We start from the raw sequence: 15,897 nt of genomic DNA, 5'->3' as shown, positions 1-15,897 counted from the left end.
GCGCCGCCGTCAGCGTCGTCTTGCCGTGGTCCACGTGACCGATCGTGCCGACGTTGACGTGCGGCTTGGTGCGTTCGAACTTACCCTTTGCCATGTCTCAAACCTCTGAAAGAACTGTGTTGTAGAAGGAGGAAGGCCTTATCAGGCCTTCTTGATGACCTGCTCGGCGATGTTGTTCGGCGCCTCGGCGTAATGGTCGAACTCCATCGTGAAGGTAGCGCGACCCTGGGTCAGCGAGCGGATGGTGGTCGCATAGCCGAACATCTCGCCGAGCGGCACCATCGCATTGATGGTCTTGCCCGACGGCGTGTCGTCCTGGCCCTGCAACAGGCCACGACGACGGCTCAGATCGCCCATCACGTCACCGACGTAGTCTTCCGGCGTCACCACCTCGACCTTCATGATCGGCTCGAGCAGGACCGGATCGGCCTTGCGGAAACCTTCCTTGAAGCCCATCGACGCGGCGATCTTGAACGCGGTTTCGGACGAGTCGACGTCATGGTACGAGCCGAACACCAGCTTCACCTTGATGCCCACCACCGGATAGCCGGCGAGCGGACCACTGGAGATGGTTTCGCGCAGACCCTTTTCAACCGCCGGGATGAATTCCTTCGGAATCACGCCGCCGGAGATCTCGTTGATGAAGAGGAAATCATCCTTGACGTTCGGGCTCTTCTTGTCCTCGTCGGACATCGGCGACAGTTCGAGCACGACGTGGCCGTACTGGCCCTTACCGCCGGACTGCTTGGCGTGCTTGTAGTCCGCCTTGACGTCGCTCTTGCGAATGGTTTCGCGGTAGGCCACCTGCGGCTTGCCGACGTTCGCCTCGACATTGAACTCGCGACGCATGCGGTCGACGATGATGTCCAGGTGCAGCTCGCCCATGCCGGAAATGATGGTCTGGCCGGATTCCTCGTCCGTACGCACGCGGAAGGACGGATCCTCGGCGGCCAGGCGGCCCAGCGCGATGCCCATCTTTTCCTGGTCGGACTTGGTCTTCGGCTCCACCGCCATCGAGATCACCGGCTCCGGGAACGTCATGCGCTCCAGGGTGATCACGTGGTCCTGCGAGCACAGCGTATCGCCGGTCGTCACGTCCTTCAGGCCGACCGCCGCGGCGATGTCGCCGGCGCGGACTTCCTTGATTTCCTGACGCTCGTTCGCGTGCATCTGCAGGATGCGGCCGATGCGCTCCTTGCGCGACTTGATCGGGTTGTACACCTGATCGCCGGCATTGAGCGTGCCCGAGTAGACGCGGAAGAACGTGAGCGAACCGACGAACGGATCGGTCATGATCTTGAACGCCAGCGCGGAGAACGGCGCGTTGTCGTCGGCGCTGCGGGTGGCTTCCTTGTCGTCCTCGTCCACACCGGCCACCGGCGGGCGGTCGGCGGGCGACGGCAGCAGGTTCACCACCGCGTCGAGCATCGCCTGGACGCCCTTGTTCTTGAACGCGGTACCGCAGAACACCGGGATGATCTCGCTGGACAGCGTGCGCGCGCGCAGACCGCTGATGATCTCTTCCTCGGAGAGGTCGCCCTCTTCCAGGTACTTGTTCATCAGGTCTTCGGACGCTTCCGCAGCCGCCTCCACCATGAAGCTATGGGCCTCGGCGGCCTTTTCCTTCAGGTTGGCGGGGATGTCCTGGTATTCGAACTTCATGCCCTGGGACTCCATGTCCCAGACGATCGACTTCATCTTGAGCAGGTCGATCACGCCCTCGAAGTTGTCTTCGGCGCCGATCGGCACCTGCATCGGCACCGGGTTCGCACCCAGGCGCGCCTTCAGTTGCTCGACCACCTTCTCGAAGTTGGCACCCGTGCGGTCCATCTTGTTGACGAACGCGAGGCGCGGCACGTGGTACTTGTTGGCCTGGCGCCACACGGTTTCCGACTGCGGCTGCACACCACCCACGGCGCAAAGCACGAACACCGCACCATCGAGCACGCGCAACGAACGCTCCACCTCGATGGTGAAGTCGACGTGCCCGGGGGTATCGATGATGTTGAAGCGGTGCTCGGGCAAGGAACGATCCATACCCTTCCAGAACGCCGTCGTTGCCGCCGACGTAATGGTGATGCCGCGCTCCTGCTCCTGCTCCATCCAGTCCATGGTTGCCGCACCGTCATGCACCTCGCCAATCTTGTGACTGACGCCGGTGTAGAACAGGATGCGCTCCGTGGTCGTGGTCTTGCCGGCATCGATGTGGGCCATGATGCCGAAGTTGCGGTAGCGCTCGATGGGGGTGGTGCGTGCCACGGTAGTAACCTCGAATCTGTACTTGCTTACCAGCGGTAGTGCGAGAACGCCTTGTTGGCCTCGGCCATGCGATGCGTCTCTTCGCGCTTCTTGATCGCGCCACCGCGATTCTCGGAAGCCTCAAGCAGCTCGGCGGCCAGCTTGCGCGGCATCGAGGTCTCGCCGCGCTTGCGGGCGGACTCGATGGCCCAGCGCATGGCCAGCGCCATGCGGCGACCGGAGCGCACTTCGACCGGAACCTGGTAAGTGGCACCACCGACGCGGCGGGACTTCACCTCGACCGCGGGGGCAATGTTGTTCAGCGCCTTCTCGACCAGCGAGACCGGCTCGGCGTGCTTCTCGCCCAGATGGTCGAGCGCACCATAGACGATGGCTTCGGCCACGGACTTCTTGCCGCTCTTCATCACCATGTTGATGAAGCGGGCGATCAGCTGGCTGCCGTGCTTGGGGTCCGGCAGGACCAGGCGGGCGGGATGGGAACCTTTACGCGACATTTCTCGTTGTCCTCTAGCTCTTTAGCTCTTCGGGCGCTTGGCGCCGTACTTGGAGCGCGACTGACGGCGCTTGGTGACGCCGGCGCAGTCGAGGCTGCCGCGCACCGTGTGATAACGCACACCCGGCAGATCCTTGACGCGGCCGCCGCGGATGAGCACCACCGAGTGCTCCTGCAGGTTGTGGCCTTCGCCGCCGATGTAGCTGATGACTTCGTAACCGTTGGTCAGGCGCACCTTGGCAACCTTACGCAGGGCCGAATTCGGCTTCTTCGGGGTGGTGGTGTAGACGCGCGTGCAAACGCCGCGGCGCTGCGGGCTGTTCTGCAGGGCCGGAGAAGCACTCTTGTAGCTCTTCGGGCTGCGGGACTTGCGCACCAACTGGTTGATAGTCGACATGCGTAACTTTTCCTGAGAAACATAAAGGCAGACCGAACCAGCTCGGTCTGCCAAGAAGCGGGAATTTAACATGGGCAGCTCGTCACAGACAAGCTGACGCCCTGCCCTCCATGACTCGAACACGAGGCGCAATCCTTGCGCCTCATTTCGTATGTCAGCGAGCAAGTCCCCGACGGGGCTTACTCCGAACCATTGTCGCTACCGACGGTGGCTTCCGCGAAGGAGACCGGGGAAGCGGTGCCGGAAAGGGTATCCAGCTCCGCGGCGGTAAGACCGCCCTGGCGACGACGCTGCGCGTGGTACGCCAAACCCGTACCTGCCGGGATGAGACGGCCGACAATAACATTTTCCTTCAGGCCCCGCAAGGTGTCGCGCGTGCCACGGACCGCCGCCTCGGTAAGGACGCGGGTGGTCTCCTGGAACGAAGCGGCCGAGATGAACGACTCGGTCGCCAGCGACGCCTTGGTGATGCCCAGCAGCACCGACTGGAAGTCCGCCGGACGCTCGTTGCGCGAGCTGGCGCGGTCGTTTTCCGCATTGATGCGGACACGCTCGACCTGTTCGCCGCGAAGGTAATGGCTGTCGCCCGCCTCGGTGATCTCAACCTTGCGCAGCATCTGGCGAATGATCGTTTCGATGTGCTTGTCGTTGATCTTCACGCCCTGCAGGCGGTAGACGTCCTGGATTTCCTTGACCAGGTACGAAGCCAGCGGCTCGACACCCAGCAGGCGCAGGATGTCGTGCGGATTCGGCTCGCCGTCCACCACGGTTTCGCCCTTCTCCACGTGCTCGCCTTCGAACACGATGACCTGCCGCCACTTCGGGATCAGCTCCTCGTGCTCATTGCCGTCGGAGTCCTTGATGATCAGGCGCTGCTTGCCCTTGGTGTCCTTGCCGAAGCTGACCACGCCGGAGCGCTCGGCCAGGATCGCCGGCTCCTTCGGCTTGCGCGCTTCGAACAGGTCGGCCACGCGGGGCAGACCGCCGGTGATGTCGCGGGTCTTGGAGGTTTCCTGCGGGATACGGGCAACCACGTCGCCCACGCCCACTTCGGCGCCGTTCTGGATCGACACGATCGCGCCGGCCGGCAGCATGTACTGCGCCGGCACGTCGGTGCCGGGCAGCTTGAGCTCGCGGCCCTTGCTGTCTTCCAGGCGGACGATCGGGCGCAGGTCCTTGGCCGCGGTACCGCGACGCTTCGGATCGGTCACCACCGCCGACTCCAGGCCGGTCAGCTCGTCGGTCTGGCTCTGCACGGTGACGCCATCGATGAAGTCGATGAAGCGCACGGTACCGGCCACTTCCGACACGATCGGATGGGTATGCGGATCCCAGTTGGCCACGGTCTGGCCGGCCTTGACCGGGTCGCCGTCCTTGACCGCGATGGTCGAGCCGTACGGCACCTTGTAGCGCTCGCGCTCGCGGCCGTTGGCGTCGATCACCGACACTTCGCCCGAACGCGACACCGCCACCAGGTGGCCCTGGGCGTGCTGCACGGTCTTGAGGTTGTTGAACTTCAGCGTGCCGGTGGTCTTCACCGTCACGTTGTCCACCGCCGCCGCACGCGAAGCCGCGCCACCGATGTGGAACGTACGCATGGTCAGCTGGGTGCCGGGTTCGCCGATCGACTGCGCGGCGACCACGCCCACGGCCTCGCCCATGTTGACCAGGTGGCCACGGGCCAGATCGCGGCCGTAGCACAGCGCGCACACGCCATGCGAAGCCTGGCAGGTGATCGGCGAGCGCACCTTGATCGACTGCACGCCGGCCTTGTCGAGCTTCTCGACCAGGGCTTCGTCCAGCAGGGTGTCGCGGGTGACGATCGGCTCGTTGTCCTCGCCCGGGCCGTACACGTCCTCGACCACCACGCGGCCCAGCACGCGCTCGCGCAGCGGCTCGACCACGTCGCCGCCTTCCACGATCGGCTGCATGATCACGCCTTCCTCGGTACCGCAGTCGAGGGAGGTGATCACCACGTCCTGCGCCACGTCCACCAGGCGGCGGGTCAGGTAACCCGAGTTGGCGGTCTTCAGCGCCGTATCCGCCAGGCCCTTACGGGCACCGTGGGTGGAGTTGAAGTACTGCAGCACGTTCAGGCCTTCGCGGAAGTTGGCCTTGATCGGGGTCTCGATGATCGAGCCGTCCGGACGGGCCATCAGGCCGCGCATGCCGGCCAGCTGGCGGATCTGCGCCACCGAGCCACGCGCGCCGGAGTCGGCCATGATGTACAGCGAGTTCATCGACTTCTGGGCGACGATCTCGCCCTTGGCATTGGTCACCTTCTCGGTGCCGATGCCGTCGATCATCGCCTTGGCCACCAGCTCGTTGGTGCGCGACCAGATGTCGACCACCTTGTTGTAGCGCTCGCCGGCGGTGACCAGGCCCGACTGGTACTGCTCCTGGATCTCGACCACTTCCTTCTCGGCCTCTTCCAGGATCGGCTTCTTCTGCTCGGGGATGATCATGTCATCGATGCCGATCGAGATGCCGGCGCGGGTCGCGAAGCGGAAGCCGGTGTACATCAGCTTGTCCGCGAACACCACGGTGTCCTTCAGGCCCAGCAGGCGGTAGCTGGAGTTGATCAGGCGCGAGATGGCCTTCTTGGTCAGCTCGGTGTTGGCCAGCGAGAACGGCAGGCCTTCCGGCAGGATCTCGGCCAGCAGCGCGCGGCCGACGGTGGTCTCCGCCAGCTGCACGGAGCTGCTGCGGTTGCCTTCCTCGTCGATCTGCGTGATGGTCATGCGCACCTTGATCTTGGCGTGCAGTTCCACCGCGCGGTTGTCGTAGGCGCGACGCACTTCGCTGATGCTCGAGAACACCATGCCGGTGCCCTTGGCGTTCACCAGCTCGCGGGTCATGTAGTACAGGCCCAGCACCACGTCCTGGGTCGGCACGATGATCGGCTCGCCGTTGGCGGGCGACAGGATGTTGTTCGAGGACATCATCAGGGCGCGCGCTTCCAGCTGCGCCTCGATCGACAGCGGCACGTGCACGGCCATCTGGTCGCCGTCGAAGTCGGCGTTGAAGGCGGTACAGACCAGCGGGTGCAGCTGGATCGCCTTGCCTTCGATCAGCACCGGCTCGAACGCCTGGATGCCCAGGCGGTGCAGGGTCGGCGCGCGGTTCAGCAGCACCGGATGCTCGCGGATCACGTCCTCGAGGATGTCCCACACCTGGCCTTCCTCGCGCTCGACGAGCTTCTTGGCGGCCTTGATGGTGGTCGCCTCGCCGCGCGCCTGCAGCTTGGCGAAGATGAAAGGCTTGAACAGCTCGAGCGCCATCTTCTTAGGCAACCCGCACTGGTGCAGGCGCAGGGTCGGGCCCACCACGATCACCGAACGACCGGAGTAGTCCACGCGCTTGCCGAGCAGGTTCTGGCGGAAGCGGCCCTGCTTGCCCTTGATCATGTCGGCCAGCGACTTCAGCGCACGCTTGTTGGTGCCGGTGATGGCACGGCCGCGGCGGCCGTTGTCGAGCAGCGCGTCGACCGATTCCTGCAGCATGCGCTTCTCGTTGCGCACGATGATGTCGGGCGCATTGAGCTCGAGCAGGCGCTTGAGGCGGTTGTTGCGGTTGATGACGCGGCGGTACAGGTCGTTGAGGTCGGAGGTCGCGAAGCGGCCGCCGTCCAGCGGGACCAGCGGACGCAGGTCCGGCGGCAGCACCGGCAGCACGGTCAGCACCATCCACTCCGGACGGTTGCCGGACTCCAGGAACGCCTCGATCAGCTTCACGCGCTTGGTGAGGCGCTTGAGCTTGGTCTCGGAGTTGGTCGAGGAGATCTCTTCCTTCAGGCGCACCACTTCGCCCGGCAGGTCGAGCGACTTCAGCAGCTCGTACACCGCCTCGGCGCCCATGCGCGCGTCGAACTCGTCGCCGTGCTCTTCCACGGCTTCGAGGTACTGGTCCTCGCTCAGCAGCTGGCCGCGCTCGAGCGCGGTCAGACCCGGATCGATCACCACGAAGGCCTCGAAGTACAGGATGCGCTCGATGTCGCGCAGGGTCATGTCCAGCATCAGGCCGATGCGCGACGGCAGCGACTTGAGGAACCAGATGTGCGCGGTCGGGCTGGCCAGCTCGATGTGGCCCATGCGCTCGCGGCGCACCTTGGCCAGGGTGACCTCGGTGCCGCACTTTTCGCAGACCACGCCGCGGTGCTTCATGCGCTTGTACTTGCCGCACAGGCACTCGTAGTCCTTCACCGGGCCGAAGATGGCGGCGCAGAACAGGCCGTCGCGCTCCGGCTTGAAGGTGCGGTAGTTGATGGTCTCCGGCTTCTTCACTTCACCGTACGACCAGGAACGGATCAACTCCGGCGAGGCCAGCGCGATCTTGATCGAATCGAAATCGGGCGTGGCGCGCTGCTGGTTGAACAGATTGAGCAAATCTTTCATTGCATAAGCTCCTGTAACCCAGGGGTTACTTGATCTCTTCCAGGTCGATGTCGATGCCGAGCGAGCGGATTTCCTTCACGAGCACGTTGAAGGACTCCGGCATGCCGGCCGCCATCTCGTGGTTGCCGTCGACGATGTTCTTGTACATCTGGTTGCGGCCCTGCACGTCGTCGGACTTCACCGTCAGCATTTCCTGCAGGGTGTAGGCCGCGCCGTAGGCTTCCAGCGCCCAGACTTCCATTTCGCCGAAGCGCTGACCGCCGAACTGCGCCTTGCCGCCCAGCGGCTGCTGGGTGACGAGCGAGTACGGACCGGTGGAACGCGCGTGCATCTTGTCGTCGACCAGGTGGTTCAGCTTCAGGTAGTGCATGTAGCCGACGGTGACCGGACGGTCGAACGCTTCGCCGGTACGGCCGTCGAACAGCGTGGTCTGGCCCGACTCGGGCAGATCCGCCAGGCGCAGCATCGCCTTCAGCTCGGACTCTTCGGCGCCGTCGAACACCGGCGTGGCCATCGGCACGCCTTCCTGCAGGTTGTCGGCCAGGGTGAAGATTTCTTCGTCGGTCAGCGACTTCAGGTCGACGTGCTGCACGGCGCCAGCCACATGGTGGTTGTAGATCTGATCCAGGAATTCGCGGATCTGCGCCACCTTGGCCTGCGCTTCGAGCATCTTCTGGATCTTCTTGCCCAGGCCCTTGGCGGCCCAGCCGAGATGCACTTCCAGAATCTGGCCGATGTTCATACGCGAGGGCACGCCCAGCGGGTTCAGCACGATGTCGACCGAGGTGCCGTCCGCCATGAACGGCATGTCCTCGACCGGCACCACGTTGGACACCACGCCCTTGTTGCCGTGACGGCCGGCCATCTTGTCGCCCGGCTGGATGCGGCGCTTCACGGCCAGGAACACCTTGACCATCTTCAGCACGCCCGGCGCGAGGTCGTCGCCCTGGGTGATCTTGCCCTGCTTCTCCTTGAAGCGCTTGTCGAACTCCTCGCGGTGGCGCTTGACCTGGTCGGCCGCGCGCTCGAGGAACTCGGTGACGTCCTCGTCCTTGACGTTGACCTTGAACCAGTCGTCCTTCTTCAGGCTGTCCAGGTAGGCGTCGGTGACTTCGGCACCGCGCTTCAGGCCGCCCGGGCCGCTGTTGGCGATCTTGCCGACCAGCTGCGTGCGCATGCGGTTGTAGATGGCGCCCTCGAGGATGCGGAACTGGTCGTCAAGGTCCTTGCGGATGCGCTTGACTTCCATTTCCTCGATCTGCTTCGCGCGCTTGTCCTTCTCGATGCCGTCGCGGGTGAACACCTGCACGTCGATGACGGTGCCGTCCATGCCCGGCGGCACGCGCAGCGAGCTGTCCTTCACGTCCGAAGCCTTCTCGCCGAAGATCGCGCGCAGCAGCTTCTCTTCCGGGGTCAGCTGGCTTTCGCCCTTGGGCGTGACCTTGCCGACCAGGATGTCGCCCGCCTTCACCTCGGCGCCGATGTACACGATGCCGGATTCGTCCAGGCGCGCCAGCGCCTGCTCGCCCACGTTCGGGATGTCGGCGGTGATTTCCTCGGCGCCCAGCTTGGTGTCGCGCGCGATGCAGGCCAGCTCCTCGATGTGGATCGAGGTGTAGCGGTCTTCCTGCACGACGCGCTCGGACAGCAGGATCGAGTCTTCGAAGTTGTAGCCGTTCCACGGCATGAAGGCGATCAGCATGTTCTGGCCGAGCGCGAGCTCGCCCAGGTCGGTCGACGAACCGTCGGCCAGCGTGTCGCCCTTCGCCACCACGTCGCCCACGTTCACCAGCGGACGCTGGTTGAGGTTGGTGTTCTGGTTGGAACGGGTGTACTTGGTCAGCGTGTAGATATCGACGCCGGCGTCGTTGTCGCCGACTTCGCTCTCATTGACGCGCACCACGATACGGCCGGCGTCGACCTGGTCGATCACGCCGCCGCGCTTGGCGGTGACGATCACGCCCGAGTCGCGCGCCACGGCGCGCTCGATGCCGGTACCGACCAGCGGGGTCTGCGAACGCAGCGTCGGCACGGCCTGGCGCTGCATGTTCGCGCCCATCAGCGCGCGGTTGGCGTCGTCGTGCTCCAGGAACGGCACCAGCGCCGCCGCCACCGACACGGTCTGCATCGGCGACACGTCCATGTAGCCGACTTCGGACGCCGGACGCAGCTCGGACTCGCCGCGGAAGCGGCAGGACACGAAGTCTTCGACGAAGCGGCCGTCCTTCAGCGGCGAGTTCGCCTGGGCGATCACGTGGTCACCCTCCTCGATCGCCGACAGGTAGTCCACCTTGTCGGTGACCTTGCCGTTCTCGACCTTGCGGTACGGCGTCTCCAGGAAGCCGTAGGCATTGGTGCGGGCGTACACGGCCAGCGAGTTGATCAGGCCGATGTTCGGGCCTTCCGGCGTTTCGATGGTGCAGACGCGGCCGTAATGGGTCGGGTGCACGTCGCGCACTTCGAAGCCGGCGCGCTCGCGGGTCAGGCCGCCCGGACCGAGGGCCGAGACGCGGCGCTTGTGCGTCACTTCCGACAGCGGGTTGTTCTGGTCCATGAACTGGCTGAGCTGCGAGGAGCCGAAGAACTCCTTCACCGCCGCCGCGACCGGCTTGGCGTTGATCAGTTCCTGCGGGGTCAGGCCCTCGGACTCGGCCAGCGACAGGCGCTCGCGCACGGCGCGCTCGACGCGCACCAGGCCGATGCGGAAGGTGTTCTCCGCCATTTCGCCCACGGAACGCACGCGGCGGTTGCCCAGGTGGTCGATGTCGTCGACCGTGCCGTGGCCGTTCTTGATGTCGATCAGCACCTTCAGCACGTCGAGGATGTCGGAGCTGTCGCCCTGCGACTGCACCAGGTTCTGCGCTTCCTCTTCCTTGCGCTCGCTGAAGTACTTGTGGTCGTACAGCACGCCCGGGCCGACGATCTCCTTGCGGCCGACGCGGCGGTTGAACTTCATGCGGCCGACGGCCGACAGGTCGTAGCGGTCGAAGGTGAAGAACAGGTTGTAGAACAGGTTTTGCGCGGCGTCCTTAGTCGGCGGCTCGCCCGGGCGCATCATGCGGTAGATCTCCACCAGCGCCTCGAGCTGCGTCTTGGTGTTGTCGATGCGCAAGGTGTGCGAGACGTACGCGCCGCGGTCGAGGTCGTTCACGTACAGGGTCGGCACCGTCTCGATGCCGGCCTTGCGGAAGTTCTCGAGCTGGTCGGCGGTGATCTCGTCGTTGGCCGAGGCCAGCAGCTCGCCGGTCTTGGAGTCAACGATGTCGACCGCCAGGATGCGGCCGACCGGGTAGTCGTCCGGCACTTCCAGCGCGGTGATGTTCTCGGCCGCCAGCTGGCGGACGTGGCGTGCGGTGATGCGCTTGCCGGCTTCCACCAGCACCTTGTCGCCCACGACCAGGTCGAAGGTCAGCGTTTCGCCGCGCAGGCGCTCGGCGACGAGCTCCAGCGTGGTGCCGCCCTTCTTGCCCAGGTGGAACACGTTGTGCTCGAAGAAGATGTCGAGCATCTCTTCGTTGGAGTAGCCCAGCGCGCGCAGCAGCACCGTCACCGGCAGCTTGCGGCGACGGTCGATACGGGTGTACAGCGCGTCCTTCGGGTCGAACTCGAAGTCCAGCCAGGAGCCGCGGTAGGGGATCACGCGGGCCGAGAACAGCAGCTTGCCCGAGCTGTGCGTCTTGCCGCGGTCGTGGTCGAAGAACACGCCCGGCGAACGGTGCAGCTGCGAGACGATGACGCGCTCGGTGCCGTTGATGATGAAGGTGCCGGTGTCGGTCATGAGCGGAATCTCGCCCATGTAGACCTCCTGCTCCTTCACGTACTTGACGGCCTTCTTCGACGCCGGGCTGTCCTTGTCGTAGATGACCAGGCGCACGGTGACGCGCAGCGGCGCGCCGAAGGTCATGCCGCGGTTGCGGCATTCGCGCTCGTCGAACGCGGGCTCGCCCAGTCGATAGTCGACGTATTCCAGAGCCGCATTGCCGGAATAGCTGACGATCGGGAAGACCGACTTCAGCGCGGCGTGCAGACCCTTGTCGTCGCGCTGTTTCGGCGCGACCTGCTCCTGCAGGAACTCCCTGTAGGAATCGGTCTGGATGGTCAGCAGGTTCGGCACCCCCAGTACGGGGGGACGCTTGCCGAAATCCTTGCGGATGCGCTTCTTCTCGGTAAACGAGTAGGTCATGGTGGGTACCGCCTCGGTTCGCAGTGACGCCGGTGGTGCACACACCGGCTGAATGAAATTGCAGGGAATCGAGAATGGGGAATCGTCAATCGGCAAGAGCTATGCCGGGCTTTCCGATTCCCTATTCTCCATTCCCTATTCCCGCATCATTTAAAGCAGGCAAAGCCCGGGAGCTTTCGCTCCCAGGCTTGCTTGACGCTAGATCAAACTGACGGCGCGCAAGAGCGCCGATTACTTCAGTTCGACCGTGGCGCCGGCAGCTTCGAGGTCCTTCTTGAACTTCGCAGCGTCGTCCTTCGAAGCGGCTTCCTTCACGACGCCACCGGCCTCGGTCAGGTCCTTCGCTTCCTTCAGGCCCAGGCCGGTGATGGCGCGGACGGCCTTGATCACGTCGACCTTCTTGTCGCCGGCGCTCTTCAGGATGACGTCGAACTCGGTCTGCTCTTCGGCAGCCGGGCCAGCGGCGGCCGGGCCGGCGGCCATCATGACCGGGGCGGCGGCGGACACGCCAAACTTCTCTTCGATGGCCTTCACCAGCTCCATCACTTCCATCAGCGACTTGGCGGCGACGGCTTCAACGATCTGTTCGTTGGTCAGGGACATTTTGATTACCTCTGGAAATTGATTCGGTTAGAAATTTCGTCGAACTGAGCGATCAAGCTTCAGCCGCGGCCTCGGCCGGAGCCGCTTCGCCGCCACCCTGCTTGTCGGCCACGGCCTTGACGGCGCGGGCAAACATCGCAGCGGGCTCGGCCAGCACGCGGGCCAGCATGGCGAGGGCTTCTTCGCGGGTCGGCAGCGAGGCCAGCACGTCCACATGGGCGGCCGGGAACAGCTTGCCTTCCACGGAAACCACGCGGGGCTTGAGCTTGTCGTTGCTCTTGGCGAATTCCTTGATCAGGCGACCGGCAGCGCCGGGCTCCTCCATCGAGAACGCGTACAGCAGCGGACCGGTCAGGGCGTCCTTGACGACCTCGAACTCGGTACCACCGACGGCGCGCGACGCCAGCGTGTTCTTCACAACCTTGAGGAACACGCCGCTTTCGCGGGCCTTCTTGCGCATCGCGGTCATTTGTTCGACCGTGGTGCCCGCGTACTCGGCAGCGACCAAGGAGTGAGCCTTCGCGGCAACTTCTGCCAGTTCGGCGACTACTTCTTGCTTCTGAGAGAGATTCAGAGCCATATCACTCCTCCACTTTGAAATCCGCTTGCGACTCCTGCCGCTTGCGGTCCTGGGCGACGCCTTCCGTGACGTCGGGGATCCTGAGGGATCCCGGGTGGTGGCCTTTCCAGAACAAATTCCAGAAGGGGCAGCACCATCTGCGCAGGCCGGATCCACCAGGGAACCGATTAAGCGACCCCGCTGCCGACGACGGCGATTCCATGCCAATACGAGCTCCCTGCTCGTCGTCGTCGCGCGCTGATCGCGCCTGCGGTCTTTGACGGCGGCGACGCTCGGGAAGAACGCCACCTGCCCTCAAAAACATGCCTGCGCCAGCATCGCCGGCGCAGGACTTGATGACTTACTTGGCCGACACAGCCACGGTGGAGGTGTCGACCGGAACGCCCACGCCCATCGTGCTGGACAGGGCGATCTTCTGCAGGTACTGGCCCTTCGCCGTGGAAGGCTTGGCCTTCAGCAGGTCGGCGATGAGCGCATTGAGGTTGTCGGCGAGCTGCGCGGCCTCGAAGCTGGCCTTGCCGATGGTGGCGTGGATGATGCCCGCCTTGTCGTTGCGGAACTTCACCTGGCCGGCCTTGGCATTCTTCACCGCGGTGGCGACGTCGGCGGTGACCGAGCCGTCCTTCGGATTCGGCATCAGGCCGCGCGGGCCGAGCAGCTGGCCCAGCTTGCCGACGACGCGCATCGCGTCCGGCGTGGCGATGACGCGACCGAAGTCGAGATCGCCGGCCTGCATGCGCTCGGCCAGGTCGTCCATGCCGACGGCGTCGGCGCCGGCGGCCTTGGCGGCCTCGGCCTTCTCACCGGCCGGCACGAACACGGCGACCTTGATGGTCTTGCCGGTGCCGTGCGGCAGCAGCGAGGAGCCGCGCACGCCCTGGTCGGACTTCTTCGCATCGATGCCGAGGCGCACCGCCACGTCCACCGACTCGGCGAACTTGGCCTTGGCGTTGTCCTTGACGATCTTCAGGGCTTCTTCCAGGCCATAGAGCTTGCCCGGCTGCACCGCCGCCTGGGCGGCCTTCAAACGCTTGGTGATCTTTGCCATGTCTTAACCCTCCACCACGAAGCCCATGCTGCGCGCGCTGCCGGCGATGGTGCGCACGGCGGCATCCAGATCGGCAGCCGTGAGATCCGGCTCCTTCTGCTTCGCAACGTCTTCCAGCTGCTTGCGGGTGATCTTGCCGACCTTGTCGGTATTCGGCTTCGACGAACCCTTGGCGATGCCCGTGACCTTCTTGATGAGCACGGAGGCCGGGGGGGTCTTGGTGATGAAGGTGAAGCTGCGGTCCGAATAGGCCGTGATGATCACGGGAATCGGCATGCCCGGTTCCATCTTCTGCGTGGCGGCATTGAACGCCTTGCAGAATTCCATGATGTTCAGGCCGCGCTGGCCGAGGGCGGGGCCCACCGGCGGCGACGGGTTGGCCTGGCCGGCCTTGACCTGCAGCTTGATGTAACCGACGACTTTCTTTGCCATTGGATTTTCCTCGCGAGTTCGGGCGCCTTGCGGCTCCTCGCAGTGCACATTCCCTGGATGTAGGGCGGTCCGCGCTCCAGCGAACCGAGAAATACGGACACGCCGAGCGAAATGCCCCGGCGTGAACCGCGTAGTTTACGGAGTGATCAAGTTTTAAGCAAGCCCCGTGCCGGAGCTTGCGTCAGGCCTTCTCGACCTGTCCGAATTCGAGCTCGACCGGGGTCGAACGGCCGAAGATGAGCACCGCAACGCGCAGGCGGCTCTTCTCGTAGTTGACTTCCTCGACCACGCCGTTGAAGTCGTTGAACGGGCCGTCGGTCACGCGGACCATTTCACCCGGCTCAAACAGGACCTTTGGCTTCGGCTTCTCCACGCCCTCGCGGACGCGGCTGAGGATGTTGTCGGCTTCGCTGTCGCGGATCGGCAGCGGGCGGTCGGCGGTACCGCCGATGAAGCCCATCACCTTGGGGGTTTCCTTGACCAGGTGCCAGCATTCGTCGTCGATCCGGGGGGCCTTGCCCTCGGTGTCGGTCTCGATCTGCACCAGCACGTAGCCCGGGAAGAACTTGCGATCGCTGCGGCGCTTCTGGCCGCCGCGCATCTCGATCACTTCCTCGGTCGGCACCAGCACTTCGCCGAAGCGCTCTTCCATGCCGGCGCGCTGAATGCGCTCGACCAGCGACTTGCGCACCTGGTTTTCGAAGCCCGAATAGGCGTGCACCACATACCAACGCTTGCTCATGCTCTTTACCTCACGAACCCAGCTTGAGCAGCCAGTCGAGCACGACCGACTTGAGGATGAGGTCGATCACGCCCAGCAGCAGGGAGAGAACGACCACCACGACGATGATGATGCCGGTGGTCTTGAGCGTCTCGTCACGCTTCGGCCAGACCACCTTGCGCATTTCGAACTGGGACTCGCCCAGGAAGGAGCGGACGCGGCGGCCGAGCGCGGTCGTGGCGGCAATGCCGAGCGCCGCGACCAGGGCCACCAGCACGCCAACCAGGCGCACCGAGCCGGGGACGCTCGCATCGTTGCTGTACCAGGAGTACGCAAAGACACCGGCGACCAGCACCAGCACGGCAAGCACCAGCTTGGCGATGTCGGCGGCGCCCGCCTCCTTGAGGTTAGCGCCCTTGGGCTGTTCTGCCTTGGTATTCATGCAAGCGATCGGATAAGAGCCGGCAACCGGGCCCCGAAGCCCCGGATACCACTCGCCACCCGTCTTCGGTCCTCGGGAAGGTGGCACGCCAGGAGGGACTCGAACCCCCAACCTGCGGTTTTGGAGACCGCTGCTCTGCCAATTGAGCTACTGGCGTACGTTTGAAAATCAGTGGAGCCGCGCGCCTGGCCTGCTGCGGGATGCCGGCCTGGCATCCCACAGCCCGCACGGCGGGCGACTCCCAATGATACTACTTACTTGGTGATCTTGGCGACGACGCCGGCGCCGACGGTGCGGCCACCTTCGCGGATCGCGAAGCGCAGGCCGTCCGTCATCGCGATCGGC

Annotated in this window: 12 protein-coding genes, 1 tRNA gene and 1 pseudogene; all 14 read right to left on the bottom strand. The window is 64.7% G+C overall.

Going from position 1 to position 15,897, the window contains the following annotated elements:
• The coding region (locus FHW84_RS22885) for a GTP-binding protein (RefSeq protein WP_005434227.1) at positions 1–94 on the bottom strand (94 nt) is incomplete at its 3' end.
• Positions 95–141: 47 nt separating this feature from the next.
• The gene (gene fusA / locus FHW84_RS22880) at positions 142–2,259 is read right to left on the bottom strand and encodes an elongation factor G (RefSeq protein WP_167258798.1); all 2,118 of its coding nucleotides are present in this window, start codon (positions 2,257–2,259) and stop codon (positions 142–144) included.
• A gap of 26 nt (positions 2,260–2,285) precedes the next feature.
• Positions 2,286–2,753: a 30S ribosomal protein S7 gene (gene rpsG, locus FHW84_RS22875; RefSeq protein WP_167258796.1), complete on the bottom strand. Its 468-nt coding sequence runs from the start codon at positions 2,751–2,753 to the stop codon at positions 2,286–2,288.
• Between the two features lie 21 nt (positions 2,754–2,774).
• Positions 2,775–3,149, bottom strand: coding sequence for a 30S ribosomal protein S12 (rpsL, locus tag FHW84_RS22870; protein ID WP_026633431.1), 375 nt, complete (start codon positions 3,147–3,149; stop codon positions 2,775–2,777).
• 179 nt (positions 3,150–3,328) lie between these two features.
• Positions 3,329–7,543, bottom strand: coding sequence for a DNA-directed RNA polymerase subunit beta' (rpoC, locus tag FHW84_RS22865; RefSeq protein ID WP_167258794.1), 4,215 nt, complete (start codon positions 7,541–7,543; stop codon positions 3,329–3,331).
• Between the two features lie 25 nt (positions 7,544–7,568).
• Positions 7,569–11,726, bottom strand: a complete 4,158-nt coding sequence (rpoB, locus tag FHW84_RS22860; RefSeq protein WP_167258792.1) for a DNA-directed RNA polymerase subunit beta — start codon at positions 11,724–11,726, stop codon at positions 7,569–7,571.
• A gap of 231 nt (positions 11,727–11,957) precedes the next feature.
• A complete protein-coding gene (gene rplL / locus FHW84_RS22855) occupies positions 11,958–12,329 on the bottom strand; it encodes a 50S ribosomal protein L7/L12 (RefSeq protein ID WP_167258790.1) in 372 nt (123 codons plus the stop codon).
• Between the two features lie 52 nt (positions 12,330–12,381).
• Positions 12,382–12,909, bottom strand: a complete 528-nt coding sequence (gene rplJ / locus FHW84_RS22850) for a 50S ribosomal protein L10 (RefSeq protein WP_167258788.1) — start codon at positions 12,907–12,909, stop codon at positions 12,382–12,384.
• A gap of 340 nt (positions 12,910–13,249) precedes the next feature.
• A complete protein-coding gene (gene rplA, locus FHW84_RS22845) occupies positions 13,250–13,957 on the bottom strand; it encodes a 50S ribosomal protein L1 (RefSeq protein WP_167258786.1) in 708 nt (235 codons plus the stop codon).
• Between the two features lie 3 nt (positions 13,958–13,960).
• Positions 13,961–14,389 (bottom strand): 50S ribosomal protein L11, encoded by a 429-nt coding sequence (rplK, locus tag FHW84_RS22840; protein WP_167258784.1) that lies wholly within the window; start codon positions 14,387–14,389, stop codon positions 13,961–13,963.
• Between the two features lie 181 nt (positions 14,390–14,570).
• Positions 14,571–15,131: a transcription termination/antitermination protein NusG gene (nusG, locus tag FHW84_RS22835; protein WP_026633438.1), complete on the bottom strand. Its 561-nt coding sequence runs from the start codon at positions 15,129–15,131 to the stop codon at positions 14,571–14,573.
• A 10-nt stretch (positions 15,132–15,141) separates the two neighbouring features.
• Positions 15,142–15,552 carry a preprotein translocase subunit SecE gene (gene secE, locus FHW84_RS22830; protein ID WP_167258782.1) on the bottom strand — a complete coding sequence of 137 codons (411 nt, stop codon included), beginning with the start codon at positions 15,550–15,552 and terminating at the stop codon, positions 15,142–15,144.
• Between the two features lie 81 nt (positions 15,553–15,633).
• A tRNA-Trp gene (locus FHW84_RS22825) sits at positions 15,634–15,709 on the bottom strand.
• A gap of 97 nt (positions 15,710–15,806) precedes the next feature.
• Positions 15,807–15,897 (bottom strand): annotated as a pseudogene (locus tag FHW84_RS22820) (elongation factor Tu); the annotation flags it as partial.

This window comes from Dyella sp. SG562, assembly GCF_011759495.1.
In the GTDB taxonomy this organism is placed as follows: domain Bacteria; phylum Pseudomonadota; class Gammaproteobacteria; order Xanthomonadales; family Rhodanobacteraceae; genus Dyella_D; species Dyella_D marensis.
Note: the sequence above shows the minus strand (reverse complement) of the source record. Positions and strands in the feature narration are given on the sequence as shown.

Excerpts from the sequence above, each read along its gene's own strand:
- rplK (WP_167258784.1), bottom strand. The coding sequence starts at position 14,389 with ATGGCAAAGAAAGTCGTCGGTTACATCAAGCTGCAGGTCAAGGCCGGC.
- rpsL (WP_026633431.1), bottom strand. The coding sequence starts at position 3,149 with ATGTCGACTATCAACCAGTTGGTGCGCAAGTCCCGCAGCCCGAAGAGC.
- secE (WP_167258782.1), bottom strand. The coding sequence starts at position 15,552 with ATGAATACCAAGGCAGAACAGCCCAAGGGCGCTAACCTCAAGGAGGCG.
- rpsG (WP_167258796.1), bottom strand. The coding sequence starts at position 2,753 with ATGTCGCGTAAAGGTTCCCATCCCGCCCGCCTGGTCCTGCCGGACCCC.
- rplA (WP_167258786.1), bottom strand. The coding sequence starts at position 13,957 with ATGGCAAAGATCACCAAGCGTTTGAAGGCCGCCCAGGCGGCGGTGCAG.
- rplJ (WP_167258788.1), bottom strand. The coding sequence starts at position 12,909 with ATGGCTCTGAATCTCTCTCAGAAGCAAGAAGTAGTCGCCGAACTGGCA.
- rpoC (WP_167258794.1), bottom strand. The coding sequence starts at position 7,543 with ATGAAAGATTTGCTCAATCTGTTCAACCAGCAGCGCGCCACGCCCGAT.
- rplL (WP_167258790.1), bottom strand. The coding sequence starts at position 12,329 with ATGTCCCTGACCAACGAACAGATCGTTGAAGCCGTCGCCGCCAAGTCG.
- nusG (WP_026633438.1), bottom strand. The coding sequence starts at position 15,131 with ATGAGCAAGCGTTGGTATGTGGTGCACGCCTATTCGGGCTTCGAAAAC.
- rpoB (WP_167258792.1), bottom strand. The coding sequence starts at position 11,726 with ATGACCTACTCGTTTACCGAGAAGAAGCGCATCCGCAAGGATTTCGGC.